The sequence below is a fragment of the Bradyrhizobium sp. LB14.3 genome, from assembly GCF_040547985.1.
In the GTDB taxonomy this organism is placed as follows: domain Bacteria; phylum Pseudomonadota; class Alphaproteobacteria; order Rhizobiales; family Xanthobacteraceae; genus Bradyrhizobium.
Genome location: NZ_JBEPQT010000008.1, coordinates 66,317 through 84,882 on the forward strand (window position 1 = coordinate 66,317; position 18,566 = coordinate 84,882).

General features: G+C 64.7%; 17 protein-coding genes. 11 read left to right on the forward strand and 6 right to left on the reverse strand.

Annotation, left to right across the window (positions count from 1 at the left end; all coding sequences use genetic code 11):
* Nucleotides 1-224 precede the first annotated feature (224 nt).
* From ABIB00_RS17420 to ABIB00_RS17430, 3 genes are read left to right on the forward strand one after another with little or no spacing between them, the layout of a single operon-like run.
* Nucleotides 225-1,286 carry an aromatic ring-hydroxylating dioxygenase subunit alpha gene (locus ABIB00_RS17420; RefSeq protein ID WP_354105197.1) on the forward strand — a complete coding sequence of 354 codons (1,062 nt, stop codon included), beginning with the start codon at nt 225-227 and terminating at the stop codon, nt 1,284-1,286.
* 4 nt (nt 1,287-1,290) lie between these two features.
* Complete coding sequence (locus ABIB00_RS17425; RefSeq protein WP_354105198.1) at nt 1,291-2,043, forward strand: GntR family transcriptional regulator; 753 nt, start codon at nt 1,291-1,293, stop codon at nt 2,041-2,043.
* A gap of 11 nt (nt 2,044-2,054) precedes the next feature.
* Nucleotides 2,055-3,035: a PDR/VanB family oxidoreductase gene (locus tag ABIB00_RS17430; protein WP_354105199.1), complete on the forward strand. Its 981-nt coding sequence runs from the start codon at nt 2,055-2,057 to the stop codon at nt 3,033-3,035.
* A gap of 219 nt (nt 3,036-3,254) precedes the next feature.
* On the opposite strand, the gene ABIB00_RS17435 is transcribed toward ABIB00_RS17430, so the two are convergent.
* Both ABIB00_RS17435 and ABIB00_RS17440 read right to left on the reverse strand, forming a co-directional pair.
* The gene (locus tag ABIB00_RS17435) at nt 3,255-5,216 is read right to left on the reverse strand and encodes a putative bifunctional diguanylate cyclase/phosphodiesterase (RefSeq protein WP_354105200.1); all 1,962 of its coding nucleotides are present in this window, start codon (nt 5,214-5,216) and stop codon (nt 3,255-3,257) included.
* Nucleotides 5,217-5,526: 310 nt separating this feature from the next.
* A complete protein-coding gene (locus ABIB00_RS17440; RefSeq protein WP_354105201.1) occupies nt 5,527-7,020 on the reverse strand; it encodes an FAD-dependent oxidoreductase in 1,494 nt (497 codons plus the stop codon).
* Between the two features lie 50 nt (nt 7,021-7,070).
* Here ABIB00_RS17440 and ABIB00_RS17445 point away from each other — a divergent pair, with 50 nt between their 5' ends.
* Nucleotides 7,071-7,550 carry a MarR family winged helix-turn-helix transcriptional regulator gene (locus ABIB00_RS17445; protein ID WP_354105202.1) on the forward strand — a complete coding sequence of 160 codons (480 nt, stop codon included), beginning with the start codon at nt 7,071-7,073 and terminating at the stop codon, nt 7,548-7,550.
* Nucleotides 7,551-7,585: 35 nt separating this feature from the next.
* On the opposite strand, the gene ABIB00_RS17450 is transcribed toward ABIB00_RS17445, so the two are convergent.
* Nucleotides 7,586-7,951: a nuclear transport factor 2 family protein gene (locus ABIB00_RS17450; protein ID WP_354105203.1), complete on the reverse strand. Its 366-nt coding sequence runs from the start codon at nt 7,949-7,951 to the stop codon at nt 7,586-7,588.
* A 99-nt stretch (nt 7,952-8,050) separates the two neighbouring features.
* Between ABIB00_RS17450 and ABIB00_RS17455 the strand changes: the two genes are divergently transcribed.
* From ABIB00_RS17455 to hemC, 3 genes are read left to right on the forward strand one after another with little or no spacing between them, the layout of a single operon-like run.
* Nucleotides 8,051-8,641: a TetR/AcrR family transcriptional regulator gene (locus ABIB00_RS17455; RefSeq protein ID WP_354105204.1), complete on the forward strand. Its 591-nt coding sequence runs from the start codon at nt 8,051-8,053 to the stop codon at nt 8,639-8,641.
* 54 nt (nt 8,642-8,695) lie between these two features.
* On the forward strand, nt 8,696-10,321 hold the full coding sequence (locus ABIB00_RS17460) for a GMC family oxidoreductase (RefSeq protein ID WP_354105205.1): 1,626 nt from the start codon (nt 8,696-8,698) through the stop codon (nt 10,319-10,321).
* Between the two features lie 28 nt (nt 10,322-10,349).
* A complete protein-coding gene (hemC, locus tag ABIB00_RS17465) occupies nt 10,350-11,330 on the forward strand; it encodes a hydroxymethylbilane synthase (RefSeq protein WP_354105206.1) in 981 nt (326 codons plus the stop codon).
* A gap of 215 nt (nt 11,331-11,545) precedes the next feature.
* Here hemC and hemE read toward each other — a convergent pair whose 3' ends face one another.
* Nucleotides 11,546-12,580: a uroporphyrinogen decarboxylase gene (gene hemE / locus ABIB00_RS17470; protein ID WP_354105207.1), complete on the reverse strand. Its 1,035-nt coding sequence runs from the start codon at nt 12,578-12,580 to the stop codon at nt 11,546-11,548.
* A gap of 109 nt (nt 12,581-12,689) precedes the next feature.
* Between hemE and ABIB00_RS17475 the strand changes: the two genes are divergently transcribed.
* Nucleotides 12,690-12,905: a hypothetical protein gene (locus ABIB00_RS17475; protein WP_354105208.1), complete on the forward strand. Its 216-nt coding sequence runs from the start codon at nt 12,690-12,692 to the stop codon at nt 12,903-12,905.
* Between the two features lie 171 nt (nt 12,906-13,076).
* Entirely contained in the window at nt 13,077-14,981 is a 1,905-nt protein-coding gene (locus ABIB00_RS17480) for a sensor domain-containing diguanylate cyclase (RefSeq protein WP_354105209.1), read from the forward strand.
* A 6-nt stretch (nt 14,982-14,987) separates the two neighbouring features.
* On the opposite strand, the gene ABIB00_RS17485 is transcribed toward ABIB00_RS17480, so the two are convergent.
* Entirely contained in the window at nt 14,988-15,206 is a 219-nt protein-coding gene (locus ABIB00_RS17485) for a SlyX family protein (RefSeq protein WP_247440677.1), read from the reverse strand.
* The gene (trhO, locus tag ABIB00_RS17490; protein ID WP_354105210.1) at nt 15,196-16,008 is read right to left on the reverse strand and encodes an oxygen-dependent tRNA uridine(34) hydroxylase TrhO; all 813 of its coding nucleotides are present in this window, start codon (nt 16,006-16,008) and stop codon (nt 15,196-15,198) included. The genes ABIB00_RS17485 and trhO overlap by 11 nt, the downstream gene beginning before the upstream one ends.
* A gap of 185 nt (nt 16,009-16,193) precedes the next feature.
* Between trhO and ggt the strand changes: the two genes are divergently transcribed.
* Nucleotides 16,194-17,780: a gamma-glutamyltransferase gene (ggt, locus tag ABIB00_RS17495; RefSeq protein WP_354105211.1), complete on the forward strand. Its 1,587-nt coding sequence runs from the start codon at nt 16,194-16,196 to the stop codon at nt 17,778-17,780.
* A gap of 171 nt (nt 17,781-17,951) precedes the next feature.
* Complete coding sequence (locus ABIB00_RS17500) at nt 17,952-18,566, forward strand: (2Fe-2S)-binding protein (protein WP_354105212.1); 615 nt, start codon at nt 17,952-17,954, stop codon at nt 18,564-18,566.

An 18,566-nucleotide genomic window follows, 5' to 3' on the forward strand; every position in this document is an offset into this window, starting at 1 on the left:
TCAGGCGCGGCGATTGTCGCACGTCATGGCCGGGCCTTGTCCCGGCCATCCACGTCCTTGCCGTGCCACGAAGGCACGTGCGCAGCACCTGTTCCTGTAGTTTCCTGGTTCTGTATACCGTTAGAGAGACAAAGGTGTTTTGATACCTTTGTTTCGCCCTTGAACGATTTCATTCCCGCGCTATTGTATACATAACGTATTCAATAGCCTTGGGAGTGAGACCGGTGACAAAACCCTTCCCGATGAACGCCTGGTACGTCGCCGCGTGGGATGCCGACGTGAAGCCGGCGCTGCTGCCGCGGACGATCTGCGGCAAGCATGTCGTGATGTACCGCAAGGCCGATGGCTCGGTGGCCGCGCTGGAGGATGCCTGCTGGCATCGCCTGCTGCCGCTGTCCAAGGGCCGACTCGAAGGTGACACCGTCGTCTGCGGCTATCACGGCCTGAAGTACAATGCGCAAGGGCGCTGCACCTTCATGCCCTCGCAGGAGACCATCAACCCGTCGGCCTGCGTCCGCGCCTATCCCGTGGTCGAACGTCACCGCTACATCTGGCTCTGGATGGGCGATCCCGCGCTGGCCGATCCCGCGCTGGTGCCCGACCTGCACTGGAATCACGACCCGGCCTGGGCCGGCGACGGCAAGACCATCCACGTCAATTGCGACTACCGCCTCGTGCTCGACAATCTCATGGACCTCACCCACGAGACTTTCGTGCACGGCTCGTCCATCGGCAACGAGGCGGTCGCAGAGGCGCCGTTCGACGTCACCCATGGCGAGAAGACGGTGACGGTGACGCGCTGGATGCGCGGCATCGAGGCGCCGCCGTTCTGGGCCAAGCAACTCGGCACGCAACCCGGTAGGTCCGGTCTCGTCGACCGCTGGCAGATCATCCGCTTCGAAGCGCCGTGCACGATCGCGATCGACGTCGGCGTGGCACCGACCGGCACCGGCGCGCCGGAAGGCGACCGCTCGCAAGGCGTCAACGGCTTCGTGCTCAACACCATCACGCCCGAGACCGAGAAGACCTGCCACTATTTCTGGGCGTTCGTGCGCAACTATCAGCTCGGCGAGCAGCGCATCACCACCGAGATCCGCGAAGGCGTCTCCGGCATCTTCCACGAGGACGAGCTGATCCTCGAAGCGCAGCAGCGCGCGATGGACGAGAACCCGGATCGCATCTTCTACAATCTCAACATCGATGCCGGCGCGATGTGGACGCGCAAGCTGATCGACAGGATGGTGGCGAAGGAAAACCCGCCGCAGCACTTCCAGGCCGCGGAGTAAGCGTATGGCCGAGCGTGAGGTCGACCGCTCCGTCTCGCAGACCGTGAAGGCGCAGCTCGCGCTGCGCGACCAGATCCTCTCGGGCGCGTTGCGGCCCGGCGAGCGCATCTCCGAGCTCCAGGCGGTGGAGACCACCGGCGCCTCGCGCACCCCGGTGCGCATGGCGCTGGTGCGGCTGGAGGAGGAGGGGCTGCTGGAGGCGATCCCCTCCGGCGGCTTCATGGTGAAGGCGTTTTCGGAGCGCGACATCTCCGATTCCATCGAGCTGCGCGGCACGCTGGAAGGGCTCGCCGCACGCTTCGCCGCCGAGCGCGGCGTTTCCGCGCGCGAGCTCGAGCCGCTGAAGGAATGCCTTGCGGCGATCGACGAATTGCTGCGCCAGGTGCCGATCTCGGTCGATGCGTTCTCGTCCTATGTCACGCTGAATGCGCGCTTCCATGCGCTGCTGACGGAATTGTCGCGCAGCCCGCCGTTGATCCGGCAGATCGATCGCGCCTCGGCGCTGCCGTTTGCATCCCCGAGCGGTTTTGTGATGGCACAGTCGGCACTGCCCGAGGCGCAGCAGATCCTGATCATCGGGCAGGAGCACCACCGCGTCGTGATCGACGCCATCGAGAATCGCGAAGGCGCGCGCGCCGAGGCGATCATGCGCGAGCATGCGCGGCTCGCGGTGCGCAATCTGCGGCTTGCGCTGCGCAACCGGACCCATCTCGACCTCTTGCCGGCGCTCGCGCTGATCAAGACCGCAACCGACTGAGGGCAGTCACCATGCGCTTCATCGAAACCTGGATTCCGGCGACGCTCGTCTCGACGCGCGATCTTGCGCCGGGCATCCGCGAATTCCTGATCCTGCCGGATCAGTTCGACGGCGCTGCCTATCCGGTCGGCAGCCATATCAATGTCAGCGTCACCATCGACGGGCAGCCCGAGACGCGGTCCTATTCGCTGGTCGGCGAAGCCTCGTCGCGCGGCTTGAAGATCGCGGTGCGCCGCGCGGAGGATTCGCGCGGCGGCTCGCGCTATATGTGGTCATTGCAGCTGGGCGCGCGGCTCGACATCACGACGCCCGCCTCGCTGCTCGCGGTCGACTGGGCGCGCCAAAACTACTGTCTGATCGCCGGCGGCATCGGCATCACGCCGATCCTCGGCGCCGCGCAGGCGCTGGCGCGGCGCGGCGCCGATGTGGTGCTGCACTATGCCGTGAGTTCGCGCAACGACGCTGCCTATCTCGACGATCTTGCAAGTCTGCTTGGTGATCGTCTGGTGGTTCATGCGAGCAACGAAGGCCGCCGGCTCGATCTCGACGCGCTGTTTGCGTCATTGGCGCCGGGCACGCTGGTGCTGTTCTGCGGCCCGATGCGGATGCTGGATGCCGCGCGACACGCCTGGATCGGCGCGGGCCATCCGCTTCCCGATCTCCGCTACGAGACGTTCGGCTCCAGCGGCACGCTGCCGACCGAGACATTTCGCGTGCGCTTGAAGGGCTCCACTGTCGAGCTGGAGATCCCGCGCGAACGCTCGATGCTGGACGTGCTCAACGCCAGCGGCCATGACGTGATGTACGACTGCAAGCGCGGTGAATGCGGCCTGTGCGCCATCGACGTGGTCGAGGTCGACGGCGAGATCGACCATCGCGACGTCTTCTTCAGCGACCATCAGAAGGAGAGCAACCGGAAGATCTGCGCCTGCGTCTCCCGCGCGCGAGGGACGATCACCATAGACACGCTGTTGCGCGCGGATGCGATTTGAGGGGACTGTAGCGGGATCTATTTGGGCGGAATGGACGGGGCCGCGGGCTCACTCGACCTCTCCCGCTTGCGGGAGAGGTCGGCGCGCAGCGCCGGGTGAGGGCTCTCTCCGCTTGGGGATTGTCCCGTTTCGGAAACACCCTCTCCCCAACCCTCTCCCGCAAGCGGGAGAGGGAGCGCACCTTCTCCGTAGCAGCACCAATCCTACTCCTAACGCGCGCTACGCCGCGTAACTCGCCCGAAGCTTCTTCGGATCCAGCAGCGCCGGAACGCCATCCGCCGACACCGGCCGGCTGATCAGATAACCCTGCACTTCGCCGCAACTGATCTGGCGCAGATATTCGAGCTGGTCCGCGGTCTCGACCCCTTCGGCGACCACGTCGATGCGCAGGTCGCGTGCGAGGCCGATGACCGACTTCACGATTGCGGCGCAGTCCGGTTGCACCAGCATGTCGCGGATGAACGATTGGTCGATCTTGATGCGGCTGAACGGCAGCTTGCGCAGGTAAGTCAGCGAGGAGAAGCCGGTGCCGAAATCGTCGAGCGCCACCGTGACGCCGAGCTCCAGCAGCGCGTTCAGGACCGACGCGGCGGAACCGTATTTCGACAGCAGCATCGATTCTGTGATCTCGATCTCGAGCCGGTGCGGGGCGATCGTCGCGTCCGCAAGCGCCTGCACGATGATCTGGAGGATGGCTGTGTTGTGAAACTGCGCGGCCGAAAAATTCACGGCGACCCTGATCTCCTCGGGCCATTCGGCAACCGTCGCGCAGGCGCGGCGGATGACCCATTCGCCGATCTCGTGGATCAGCCCGGTCTCCTCCGCGATCGGTATGAATTCGCTCGGCGGCACCAGCCCGCGCTGCGGATGCTGCCAGCGCAGTAGCGCCTCGAAACCGGTGATGCGGTTGTCGCCGAGGTCGAGGAACGGCTGGAACACCAGGAATAGCTCGTCCCTGGCGATGGCGCCTTCCAGATCCGATTGCAGCGCCTTGCGGTCGCGAGACACCTTGTCGTCACTGGCCTCGAAGAAACACACTGTGCCGGGGCCCGCTTTCTTGGCACGGTAGAGCGCGGCATCGGCATTCTTCATGACGTCAAGCGGTGTGTTGCCGTCCCGCGGAGCGAGCACGATGCCGACGCTGGTCGCGCCGACGACCTGGCGGCCCTCGATCTGGAACGGTTCGTCGAACGCCGCGATGAAGTGCTCGGCGATCTCGAGCGCATGCTCCGGCCGTGCCAGATTGGCCATCACCAGCGCGAACTCGTCGCCGCCGATGCGTGCGACATGCTCGGCCGCGCGGGTGCAGCGTTGCAGGCGGCTTGCGATCTGGACCAAAAATTCGTCGCCGGCGGGATGGCCGAACTTGTCGTTGACCTCCTTGAAGCGATCGAGATCGAGCAGAAGCACCGCGAATTCCTCGCCGGACAGAGCGAGCCGCTTCAAGGCGGCATCGAGCGTTTCGTTGAAGGCGACCCGATTGGGCAGATGGGTCAGAGAATCCTGCCGCACCGTGCGCTCTGCCTCGATCTGCCGCATCACGCGCCGTGCGAACGCCAGCGAATTGACGAATACCGCACGCAGCAGCACGCTCCCGTACACCACCACCAGGACGGCCATCAGCATATAGGCGGGATCACCGTCCCGGCCGAGGCAGATCGCGATGCCGATGAAGATCGGTGTCGTAAACGCGATCGCCGCAATCGGGATCGTGGCGAAGGCCAGCGCGCCGCCGGCCAGCATGCCCGAGCAAAGGCAGGTAATGACGAGCTGGCCGCCGGTCGCTGCGTCGGCGAAGAAGGCGACCGGGACGATGCCCCAGGCGGCGCCAAGCACGAAAGCGTTGCGCACCAGCCGATGCATTGCCCGGCGCGAGACGAATTGCGGTTTGGTGATGCGGCGTGAGGCGTGCGATTGCAGGTCGAACGCGATAGCTGCGCCGGCCACGACGATGGCCCAGGCCAGCGCAAACTTCCAGTCGGGCGAATGCCACAGCGCAACAGCGAGTACGGTCGCATTGCAGGCGTTCGCCAGCATGATGCCGACCGAATAGCCGAGCACCAGCGACATCCGTTCGGCGCGGATATGGCCGGCGACGGCTTCGTCGGTTGCAGGACCGCCAAAGGCCGACAGATCGCCGGCGAACAGCCGCGCGAAATAGCTGGTCGTTTGAGTCCGCATTGCAGAGCCTAGCAGCATGGGCCGGTTGTCCGGCCCGACCCGGAGAATTCGCTGCAAACCTTTGACGAACTATGAATTATCCGAGCTTGCGACGATCACCGCGACCACTTCTGCGTGTTCGTCACGGAGTATCGATAACAAATCGATACAAATGCGCGGCGGTAACGCTCAGCCGAGAGCGGGTGCTCTTGAACTCGCGCCGCGACCAGGGCGCGCTCCACCCCTGTCGCGGAGCGGGTCAGAGGATCTTGTCGGGCCCGCAAGCGGACTTGCGGCCCGACGTCTCATCATAAGTCCAAGCGGCCTTGAATCAGGCGAGACCCTGTTCGGCCAGGAAATGCGTGAGCCTATCGATCTGCCGGAAGTCTACGAGGGCGGCAATGTAGCCGTCAGGACGCACCAGCACCCAATCCCCCGGCGACACGGAATATGCCGCGCGAAAGTGCTCGCTTTCGTCGACGAGCTCCGCACCTGGACCGATGCAGTGGATGTGCAGTCCATTGCACGCCGATAGCGCTCCGCGTTTCACCTGATAGCCAAGCAGCGTCCAATGCGGCCCCTTGAGCAACCCGAACAAGCGTATGGGCTGTCCGGCGGCCCCGCGTAGCGGCGCATCCGGTGCACGGTTTCCCCCGCGGGGACCTTCCAGACGTCCCGGTATTTCCAGCGTCAGCGGTGATCCGGGATAGCCGATGTCGAGTTGCTGCACCTCACGGCCGCGTCTCATATCGCCGCGTTTGGCGGCTTCCAGCAATACGGTGGCAAGGCCGAGCATGCTTGCAGCGACGGGTCGACGTTCTCTCTCATAGCTGTCGAGCAGAGTTGCGGAAGCGCCACGGATGACCGCCGCGAGCTTCCAGCCGAGGTTGTAGGCATCCTGCACGCTGGTGTTGAAGCCTTGTCCACCTGTCGGCGGATGAATGTGAGCCGCATCGCCAATCAGAAATGCACGGCCGTCCCTGTATCGATCGGCGAGGCGCGCGTTCATCTGATAGGCCGACGCCCAGTGCACGCGCCGGATGCGGATATCGTTGCGCCCCGTGCGCTCGGCGACCATCGCTGATAGCCCGTCGGCCGACAGATCGACTTCGCCTTCGAGCGGAACCGGTGCCTGCAACTGGAAGAGCTCCGTCCCGGCCAGTGGACACAGCGCGATCTGGCGATCCATTGCACCATCGTTGAAGCGGTGCCACGCCGTGCGGTCCAGCCCCGTCAGGACAATATCGGCGACGACGGCACGCACGCCAAGCGTCTTGCCTTGAAAACCGATATCGAGAGCGTGACGGACGAAGCTGCGGCCTCCATCGGCGCCGACGAGGTAACGCACCCGCACCGTCTCCTCACCGACCGGGCCTGACAGACGCGCAGTCGCGCCGTCCTGATCCTGCTCCAAGCCCACCAATTCGCAGCCGAATTCCACCCGCCCGCCAAATTCGAGCAGGCGTTCGCGCATCACGCTCTCGGTCAGAAATTGCGGGATCATTAGCGCCATGTGGTAGGGCTCTGCGGGTGTCGGGGCGGTTTGCTCAGAAACCTCCGACTCGATGAAGCTGCCATCGTCCCGATATTTCCGCTGTGGCGGGTAGAGACCGCCGGCCGCAACGATACGATCGATGATGCCGAGGTCCTCGAAAATCTCCTGGGTTCGGGGCTGGATTCCCTTGCCGCGAGACCCGTGAAACGGACCGTCGCTCTTCTCGATCAGCCGAAAGGATATGCCCCGCCGGGCGAGATCGATAGCGAGCGTAAGGCCCGCCGCGCCTGCTCCGCATATCAGAACATCCGCCTTGAATTGCTTTGTCATGGCACCCTCAATATGTGTAATATGCACGCATTAAGCAGAGGGCAATCGGGATGTCAAGAAGGGTGCAAAATACACATATTAAAAAACAGGTGCGCTCTCTTCACGAAGCGTTGATCGACATCGCCAGTGTCATGAATCGCCGGCAGGGCGACGACATGATGATTCGCGAAGCGGGCATATCGCTCGATCGCGCGCTGTTTCCGCTGCTCGTGGGCATCGAGCGGCGTGGTCCGATCGGCGTCGTCGATCTCGCCGATCGCATGGGACGGGACTACACGACGGTAAGCCGGCAGGTCGCGAAACTGGAAAGTCTAGGCTTGATCAAGCGCCGCGCCAGCGAAGCGGATCGCCGCGTCAGTGAGGCCACAATCACCCCGAGCGGGAAAGCCATGACGGACGCGATCGACAGGGCACGCGAACGGATCGTCGCGGCGATGTTTGCGACCTGGGACGATCAGGATGTCGAGGACCTGGTACGTTTGATGCGCCAGCTCGCGGACGCGATGATCGCGCCTGATCGTCCGACGTGAAGTCTGATCGGACGCCTGCAAGTGCAGTGTCCTGGTCAGTGCCCAAGCTGCTTCGGGTCGTAATAGAACCGTTCTTCGATCAACTGATCGCCCCGCCACGTCTGCCATGCGATCTCATCCAACGTTCGGATGATGCCTTCGGCGTTGGTGAAGCTGAAACTCCAGCGCGTCGCGACATGGTCGCCCTCGATCAGGCTTGGCCCGATGCGGACCGCCTTGACCTCCTTGGAGGCGGCCAGTACGCCGCGCTCCTTGGCGGCGAGCTTGTCGCGGCCGACCGTTGGTGCTGCGTTGTTCTCGTAGGTCGCGGCCTCGGGCGTATAGAACTGCTCGATCGCACCGATAAAATCCCCGGCCTCCAATCGCTTGGCAAAAGCTTCGACGACGTCACGGCTCGGCATGGCACACCTCACGAATAACCGACTGATAGTCGGTAAATACCGACCGGCGGTCGAAAAGTCAACTGGCTGCCTGTGCCGAATTGGATTAGAGGAAGACTCATGGCGAAACAGGCGGAGCGGCGGGCAGCGACTTCGGAGGCGATCCTGACGGCGGCGCGCCGCTTGTTGGGAGCACAAGGATTTGCCGCGACGACGATGGACGAGATCGCCGAATCCGCCGGCGTCGCCAAGGGCGCGGTCTATCATCACTTCAAGACCAAGGAAGCGGTGTTCGAAGCGGTGTTCGACCAGGTCTCGCGCGATCTGGTCGCCGAGATCGACAGCGCCGCGCGGGCCGAGAAGGACGTGCTTGCTGCGATGGTCGCCGGCACCCAGCATTATTTTGCCGCAACCGCCAAGGGCCCGACCGGTCAGATCATCCTGCGCGACGGCCCGGCCGTGCTCGGCTGGGAGCGCTGGCGCGAGATCGACGCCAAACATTTCGGCGGCAAGCTGCCGCGTGCGATTGCGGCGGCGATGGAGGCCGGGCTGATCGCACGGCAGCCGGTCGAGCCGCTGGCCCGGCTGCTGCTCGGCGCGGTGACGGAGGCCGCGGTCGCCTGCGCCGGGCGCGCGGATATCGCAAGGGCAGGGGCGGAATACGCCCGTGCGTTCAAGTCGCTGGTGGAGGCGCTGCGCGTCGCTGCATGATCGTGCTAAGTGACGACACGGAAACGCCCACACCAACAAAAAGAACAGTAGCGCATGAACGCAACTTCCTCCCTCACGCCCTCCGATCCTGAATTCGACTACATCATCGTCGGTGCCGGCTCCGCTGGCTGCGTGCTCGCCAACCGGCTGTCGGCGAACGGCAAGCACAGCGTGCTGCTGCTCGAGGCCGGTCCGAAGGACTCCAACATCTGGATCCACGTGCCGCTCGGCTACGGAAAGCTGTTCAAGGAAAAGACCGTCAACTGGATGTACCAGACCGAGCCGGAGCCCGAGCTGAAGGGGCGCCAGGTGTTCCAGCCGCGCGGCAAGACGCTGGGGGGATCGAGCTCGATCAACGGCCTGCTCTATGTCCGCGGCCAGCACGAGGACTATGACCGCTGGCGCCAGCGCGGCAACACCGGCTGGGGCTATGACGACGTGCTGCCCTATTTCAAGAAGGCTGAGAACCAGTCGCGTGGCGCCGATCAATATCACGGCAGCGGCGGCCCGCTGCCGGTGTCCAACATGGTCGTGACCGACCCTCTGTCGAAGGCCTTTATCGACGCGGCGGTCGAGAAAGGCTTGCCCTACAATCCTGATTTCAACGGCGCCACACAGGAAGGCGTCGGCCTGTTCCAGACCACGACGCGCAACGGCCGCCGCGCCTCGACGGCGGTGGCCTATCTTGGCCCCGCCAAGACGCGCGGCAATCTCAAGATCGAAACCGGCGCGCTCGGCCAGCGCGTGCTGTTCGAGGGCCGCCGCGCGGTCGGCGTCGAATACCGTCAGGGCGCGACGGTGCGCCGCGCCCGTGCGCGCAGGGAGATCGTGCTGTCGAGCGGCGCCTACAACTCGCCGCAGCTGCTCCAGCTCTCCGGCGTCGGTCCTGCCGACCTCCTGCGCAAGCACGGCATCGACATCGTGCTGGACGCGCCGGGCGTCGGTCACGACCTCCAGGACCACATGCAGGTCCGCATCGTGATGCGCTGCTCGCAGAAGATCACGCTGAACGACACCGTCAATCACCCGCTCCGCCGCACGCTGGCCGGCGCGCGCTATGCGCTGTTCCGGAAGGGCTGGCTGACGATCGCGGCCGGCACGGCGGGCGCGTTCTTCAAGACCAGTCCGCGGCTGGCCTCGCCCGACATCCAGGTCCACTTCCTGCCGTTCTCGACCGACAAGATGGGCGAGAAGCTGCATGATTTCTCCGGCTTCACGGCGTCGGTGTGCCAGCTCCGTCCCGAAAGCCGGGGGACCTTGCGCATCAGAAGCGCCGACCCGACCGTGCCGCCCGAGATCCGCATCAACTACATGTCGACAGAGACCGACCGCACCACCAATGTCGAAGCTCTGAAGATCCTGCGCAAGATATTGCATGCGCCGGCGATGAAGCCGTTCGTGGCTGGCGAGTACGATCCCGGGGCGAAGGTATCCACGGATGCCGAGCTGCTGGATTATTGCCGTGAGCGGGGCAGCACCATCTACCATCCGACCTCGACCTGTCGTATGGGCAATGATGCGCTCGCGGTGGTCGACCAGCGGCTGAAGGTGAGGGGGCTCGAAGGCCTTCGCGTGGTCGACGGCTCGATCATGCCGGACCTCGTGTCGGGGAACACCAATGCGCCGATCATCATGATCGCCGAAAAGGCTTCCGACATGATATTGGAGGATGCGCGGTGAATCCGCGCATCGAGAAGGAGCATACGGCTTGGCTACGCGACTCAAGATCGGCACACGCAAGAGCGCGATGGCGCTGGCACAGACGGAAGAGATCGCGCGCCGCCTGATCGCTGCCATGCCCGATCTCGACGTCGAGATCGTCAAGTTCGACACCACGGGCGATCTCGACCAGACCAGCAAGCTGTTGCCCCATGGCGGCAAGGGCGGTGCCTTCGTGGCGCAGATCCGCGCCGCCGTGCTGTCGGGCGAACTCCATGCGGCGATGCATTCGCTGAAGGACATGCCCGGCAACGAAGACACGCCGGGCCTCGTGATCGGTGCGACGCTGTCGCGCGATCCCGCCAATGATGCGCTGGTGCTGCGCGACGGCGTGACGGTTGAGGCGCTGCGCCAGTCGGGCGGCAAGGGCTTTAAAGTCGGCACCAACGCCGTGCGCCGTGCCGCCTATGCGCGGCGGCTATTCCCCGACGTCGAGATCATCCACTTCCGCGGCGCCGCGGACACGCGCGTGCGAAAGCTCGACAATGGTGAGAAGCAGCGCCTGCCGGATGGCGGCGCGGTGGGTCCTGCGGATGCGCTGATCATGGCGCGGTCGGGTCTCGACCGTGTCGGCCTTTCGCAGCGCATCGCCTACGAGTTTACCGCGGCGGAGATGCTGCCCGCGGCGGGCCAGGGCATCGTCGCGGTCGAATGTGCCGCGCAGGACTGGCAGACAAGGCAAATCCTCGCATCGATCGACGATCCCTCCGCACATGCCTCTGCCGATGCCGAGCGCGAGGTGCTGTGGGTGCTCAACGGCCACTGCAACTCGCCGATCGCGGGCTTTTCGACGATTGCGGGCGATCAGATGTCGTTGACCGCGTCCGTGCTCGATCTCTCCGGCGACACCATCATCGAAGCTTTGCGTTCGGGCCCCGCCGATCGCCCACGCGAACTCGGCCGTGCGGTGGGTCTGGATCTGTTGGCCAAGGGCGCCGCGGAGATCATCGAGCGCAGCCGGCCGCGCTAAGCTCTTACCGAAATGCTCATAGGGGCAATGATGGTATCATGCGCCTGTTTTGCCCGACGGGTCAAACGGCCTCGTGGCGGCCGCTCGAGCCATGCCAGCCAAACTTTTTCCCAGCCTAACTTTTTCCAAGCCTAACTTTTTCAATGACTTGGCTACTGTGCATGGGGTTGTTTTCGCGTTTTTTGTTTTTCCGCTCCCCCAAGGCGCGAAATAAATCAACCCCGCACGCGCTTCAGCATCTGCTCGACATGGGCGATCGGCGTCTCCGGCTGGATGCCGTGGCCGAGATTGAAGATCAGCCGCCCTTGCGCAAAATTCGCCAGCACGTTGTCGACCGCGCGATCGAGCGCGGCGCCGCCCGTGATCAGCGCCAGCGGATCGAGATTGCCCTGCACGGCGACTTTGCTTTGCACGCGCTCGCGGATGAAGGCCGGCTCCGCGGTCCAGTCGATGCTGACGGCGTTGACACCTGTTGCCTCGACGAAACCGGGCAATTGCGCACCGGCGCCGCGCGGAAAGCCGATGATCTTCGCGTCCGGCACCTTGGCGCGCACGCCTTCGACGATGCGCCGCGTCGGCTCGACCGACCAGCGCGCGAACTCGGCGGGCGGCAGCACGCCGGCCCAGGTGTCGAAGATCTGCAAGGCGTTGGCGCCGGCCGCGAGCTGCGCCAGCAGATATTCGATCGAGTTCTCGACCAGCACGTCGATGATCTCTGCGAACGCCTCCGGATGCCGGTAGGCCATCATCCGCGCCGGCGCCTGGTCGGGCGTGCCCTGGCCGGCGACCATGTACGTCGCCACCGTCCACGGCGCGCCGCAGAAGCCGATCAGCGCGATCTTGGGATCGAGCGTACCGCGGACGATCCGCAGCGCCTCGAATACCGGCGCGAGCTTGCTGAAATCGGCGTGCCCCGCCAGTGTCGCGACCTTGGCGGGATCATCCAGCGGTTCGAGCCGTGGACCCTCGCCGATCTCGAAGCGCACGGAACGTCCGAGCGCATAGGGGATCACCAGAATGTCGGAGAAGATGATCGCCGCGTCGAAGCCGAACCTCCGGATCGGTTGCAGCGTCACTTCGGCGGCGAGTTCCGGGTTGAAGCAGAGATCGAGGAAGCCGCCGGCCTTGGCGCGCACCTCGCGATATTCCGGCAAATAACGGCCGGCCTGCCGCATCATCCAGACCGGCGGGATGACTTGCCGCTGGCCGGTGATGACGTCGATGAACGGTTTTGTCGCAAACTGGGGCACGAACGGTCCTGAAGATGGTTACGGCTCCTGATACACCGCCGCAGCCCCGAGCGGAACAGGGGAACCAGCGCAACTGAGCCGCGTTGACCAGCCAACGGAGGAAGAGATCATGGCTGAGACATTCAACCCCGCCCCGCATGACAAGCATGCCGACGATCTGCACGAAGCGCTCGCTGCCGACCGCTACGCCAAGCTTGACGCCGGGCTGGAAGATACCTTCCCGGCTTCCGATCCCGTGAGCGCCGCCCAGCCGGCGCCCTCGAAGGCCGATGCGGATGCCGACAATCCCTCGCTCTGGAACAAGGTGAAGGCCATCTTCGCCTAGCAGCCGGGACGCCGGATTCCGACAGGTTTGCTAATGCCTTGTTAGCGATGTGCTGATGCCGGCGTCCGTACGACTACGGGAAACCGGAGACGTCAGCGCATATTGCTGCAGGCGTTTCAGAGTTCGATAACAGAAACGGCAGAGTTTCCGATCATCGGAGAATTCTGCCGCATGAACGCTGTGACCCAAAGAGCCGGATGGAGCCGCCTGCCGCTGCGGGCGGCTGCGTTCGTCGCGCTGACCTGCGCGGCCATCCTCGGCGTCAGTGGCTGGCGGGAATGGGCCGCGCGCGACGCGGTGCTAAAGGGCGCCGAGACCGAGATGGCGAACGTTGCGCGCTCGCTGACCCAGCATGCCGAGGACAGCCTCGATCTCCTGGATTCAGGCGTCGTCGGCGTCGTCAGCCGGCTGGAGATGGACGGCACCGAGCCGGCCACGATCGCCAAGCTCCGAACCCTGCTGGAGGCGCGCAAGAAGGCGATGGAGCGCGTCCACAGCCTCGCCATCATCGACGACCACGGCAATTGGTTGACCTCGCCCGGCACGATCGGCTCGACGTTCAACGACGACGCGTTTTTCCGCTATCACCAGCTCTCGCCGAAACGTGAGCCCCATATTGGCCGCCCGGTGAAGAGCCTCCTGGATGGCGAGTGGGTCGTCGCCCTGTCGCGGCGCTTCAACAAGCTCGACGGCAGTTTCGGCGGCGTGGTGCTCGCGACCATCAGCTCGAGTTATCTCTCGCATTTCTACGAGCAGTTCGAGATCGGCCGCAACAGCTCGGTGGCGCTGATGCACGGCGACGGCATGATCATCGCACGCAATCCCAGCAACGACAGGTTCGTCGGCCGCAGCGTCGGCGACACCCCGCTATTCCGCGACGCCGGCCTGCAGCAGCCGAGCGGTGCCTATCATTTCAAGTCGCCGCTGGACGGCGCCGCACGCGTCAGCTTCTTCAAGCGCAGTAGCCGTTATCCGCTCGTCCTGCTCGCCACGGTCGACAAGGACGAGCTGCTGGCGCCCTGGCGCGCTGCAGCGATCTCCCGCATGCTCTATGTGCTCGCGCTGGTCATGCTGATCGCAATCATCGGTGCGGTGCTGGTGCGGCAGCTGCAGCGGGGCCAGCGCATGGCCGCCGCGCTAGTCGAGAAGGAAGCGCATTTCCGGCTGCTTGCCGAAGGCTCCAGCGACATGGTGACGCGTATCGGGTTCGACGAGCGGCTGCGCTATGTCTCGCCGTCGTCGATCCGCGTCGTCGGCTGGCGCGCCAACCAACTGATTGGAACGCCCGCGCTCGCCGGCGTTCACGCGGATGATCGGCCGCAGGTCCAGGCTCTCGTCGATGCCATGAAGCGCGGCGAGAAGGAGGAGGCGCGCGTCACCTATCGCAACGCGCACCGGCTGAACGGCGAAGTCTGGCTCGAATCGACCATGCGGGTGACCCGCAAGGACAATGGCCGCGCCGACGGCGTGGTCGCGATCTCGCGCGACATCACCGAGCAGAAGAAGCTGGAGACCAGGCTGGAAACCCTCGCGATCGAGGACAGCCTCACCGGGCTTGCCAATCGCCGCCGCTTCGACGAACGGCTGAAGGAGGAGTGGGCGCGCGCTTATCGCGACCGCTCCAGCCTCTCACTGCTGATGATCGACGTCGACCACTTCAAGTCCTACAACGACGAATACGGCCATCCCGCGGGCGATGCCTGCCTGCGGCTGGTGGCGCAGATCTTCGCCGCCGAGATGCAGCGTCCGGGCGATCTGGCGGCGCGCTACGGCGGCGAGGAGTTCGCCGTGCTGCTGCCGAACACCGACGCCGCGGGCTCCGCCCGGATCGGCGAGCGGATTCGACGGGCGATCCGTGATGCGGGCCTCGTCCACACCAGCAACCATGCGTCCGGCTGCGTCACCGCTTCGCTCGGCGGTGCAGCCTGCCGGCCGGCGCTGGAGCGCACGGCTGGCGTTGTCTCGCTCGTCGAGGCCGCCGACCAGGCGCTCTATGCCGCGAAGGAGGCCGGGCGCAACCGGCTGATGATGTCGGGCGAGGTGACCAACCTTCTGCGCAAGGCGTCCGGTCAGTAACACCGCTCAATAATGTGGCGGGGGCTCATTGGCCGCTCCCGGCGCATTCGCCTCGGCCTCCTGCAGCCGCTCGCCGAGCTCCGCGATCTTCCGCGTCAGCGCGTCGATCTGCCTCCACTGCGCGGTGATGGTCTGGTTCAGCGTCTCGATCGTGTCGTCCTGATAGGCGAGGCGCGTTTCCATCGTGTCGATGCGCTCGCCGAGCGTCTTGATCTCATTCGTCACGTGCCGTGTCCTTGTCCCGTTCGCGCAATCCAAGTTCTTGCAATCCAAGTTTTTGCAATCCAAGTTTTTGCGAGCCAAGTTCTCGCAAACCATGGCCGAGCGCGACGCGCTCGTCGAACACGAAGCATTCGCCGCGCCAGCGGCTCTGCGCCTCCGGCACCTCTTCCAGATATTTGAGAATGCCGCCCTTGAGGTGATAGACCTCGGCAAAGCCGCGCGCGAGCAGATGCGCGCTCGCCTTCTCGCAGCGGATGCCGCCGGTGCAGAACATCGCGATCCTGCGGTGTTTGGCGGGATCGAGCTGCTCGGCTGCAAATTCCCTGAACTGGCCGAAGCTGTTGATGCCGGGATCGATCGCGCCGTCGAACGTCCCCATCGCCACCTCGAAGGCGTTCCTGGTGTCGAGCACCAGCGTGTCGGGCGCCGTGATCAGTGCGTTCCATTCGCTCGCATCGACATAGGTACCGACTTGGCGCGTCGGATCGGCGGCCTGATCGCCGAGCGTGACGATCTCCTTCTTGAGCCGCACCTTGAGCCGGCCGAATGGCATCGCCTCGGCGGTCGAGAATTTCAGTTCGAGATTGCTTAGCCTGCCGCCGAACATGTCGCCGTGCGCGAACTCATGGGCGAGAGCGTCGATCGCCTCGACCGTGCCGGCGACCGTGCCGTTGATGCCCTCCTGCGCCAGCAGCACGCTACCCTTCAGCGCCAGGCCTACACAGTATGCGCGCAACGGCTCGCGCAGCTCGCGGTAATCGGGCAGGGCGGCGAATTGGTAGAAGGCGGCGACCTTGTAAATCATGGTGTCCGTTTAGCAGGCGGCCCGCGCCCGGAAAACCCGCAACGCGCAGCTCTATTCCCAGCGGGTAGCAGCCATTTCCCTGGTATGCCAGCATTGCTTCGGCGCGCCGGAATGTGTCATGTAAGCCCGGTTTTTCCGCCCCGGCGCACCATCCGCGTGAGACGCCCAACGAGAGCAAGGATTCGATGAGAAACTTCCATTTCCCCGGCAGGTCCACGGTCCACGCCACCAACGCGATGGTGGCGACCTCGCATCCGCAGGCGTCGCTCGCCGCGATCGAGGTGCTGCGCGAGGGCGGCACGGCGGTGGACGCGGCAGTCGCGGGCTCGGCCATTCTCGGCGTGATCGAGCCGCAATCGACCGGCATCGGCGGCGACTGCTTTGCGCTGATCCAGCCGCGCGGCGAGGGCAAGATCATCGCCTATAACGGCTCCGGCCGCGCCCCGAAGGCGGCGAACGCCGACTGGTATCTCGAACGCAAGATCAACTCCGTGCCGCTGACCTCGGCACATGCGGTCTCGATCCCCGGCGTGATCGACGCCTTCGCAACCGTATTGCGCGATCACGGCAAGTTCGGCTTCGACCGCCTGCTCCAGCCCGCGATCAAGGCGGCCGAAGAAGGCTACGTTGTCGCTCCTCGCATCGCCTTCGACTGGAAGAACCAGTTCGAGAAGCTGAAGGGCGGCACCAACACCGAGCGCTATCTGCTGCCGCACGGCAAGCCGCCGGTGGCCGGCGATGTCATTCGCCAGGCGGAGCTCGGCAAGACGCTGCGGGCGATCGCCAGGGACGGTCGCGACGCCTTCTACAAGGGCCCGATCGCGGAAGACATGGTGGAGACCCTGCGCGGAATCGGCGGCCTGCACACGCTCGACGATTTCGCCGCGCACACCACCGAGACGACGACGCCGATCGGCACGATGTACAAGGGCTACGACGTCTGGCAGTGCCCGCCGAACGGACCCGGCCTCACCATGCTGCTGATGTTGAACATCCTGTCGCGGTTCGACCTGACAAAATACGCGCCGCTCAGCATCGAGCGTTTCCATCTCGAAGCCGAGGCCGCACGCATCGCCTACATGCATCGCGAGCTGCATGTCTCCGATCCCGAGCATATGCAGATCGAGGTCGCCAAGATCCTCGCCAAGGAATTCTGCAACGAGCACATCGACAAGATCCGCATGGACGGTATGCTCGACCTGCCGAACGTCGCGCCGCCGATGAATCCCTCGACCATCTACATCACGGTCGTGGACAAGGACCGCAACGTCTGCTCGTTCATCAACTCGATCGCGCATTCGTTCGGCTCGGCGATCGTCTCGAACAAGACCGGCGTCCTGCTCCAGAACCGCGCCGGCGGCTTCCGTATCCAGCCCGGCCACCCGAATTGCATCGCCGGCGGCAAGCGTCCGCTGCACACGATCATGCCGAGTCTGCTCACCAAGGACGGCCGGTCCGTGATGCCGTTCGCGGTGATGGGCGGACAGTATCAGCCGGTTGGCCAGACCCATGTGGTGACCAACATTCTCGACTATGGCTGCGACGTACAGGAGGCGATCGATATGCCGCGCGGCCTGCATTACGAGGGCCAGTACCAGCTCGAGGACAGCATGCCGGCCGATATCGTCGAAGGCCTGAAGAAGCTCGGCCACAAGACTACCAGCGTGGTCGGTCCGCTCGGCGGCGCCCAGGCGATCTGGATCGACTGGGACAAGGGCACGCTCACCGGCGGTTCCGATCCGCGCAAGGATGGTTGCGCCCTCGGCTATTGACCACCGCGCACGGGGTTCCCTGCGCACGATCAGGAAAAGTTGACGAAGGGCGACGCGGCATTTGCTGCGTCGCCCTTTCCCGTTCGGAACGGAGCTCATTGCTTCAGGTTAAGGGGGCGATGAGCGGTGCAGGTGTGCGCTGCTTTTGCTCGATGCGGCGGAGGCCCCTCCATGTCCGAAAAACCAGGTTCCGGACGATCCGGATTCGATCGTCGCTCCTTCATGGCGGGCGCTGCCGGCAGTGCGCTGGTCCCTATAGTGGCGCGCGCGGCTGCGCAGGATGCGAGCGTATCAGCCGCGTCGGATCCGGCGCTTCCTGTCGATGTCACGCTGCGGGTCAACGGCAAGGACAAGCGCCTGCACATTGACGCCCGCACCACGGTGCTCGATGCGCTGCGTGAACATCTCAAGCTCACCGGCAGCAAGAAGGGCTGCGACCACGGCCAGTGCGGCGCCTGCACGGTGCTGATCGACGATCGGCGCGTGGTATCGTGCCTGACGCTCGCGCTCGCAGCCGAGGGGCAGGAGATCACGACGATCGAGGGCCTTGCCACCGACGATCATTTGCATCCGATGCAGCAGGCCTTTGTCGACAACGACGCCTTTCAATGCGGCTATTGCACGCCGGGCCAGATCATGTCCGCCGTGGCCTGCGTCAAGGAGGGGCATGCGGGCAGCGGGGCCGACATCCGCGAATATATGAGCGGCAACATCTGCCGCTGCGCCGCCTATCCCAACATCGTCGCCGCCGTGAAGCAGGCCGCGCCCGAGATCATGAAAGGCTAG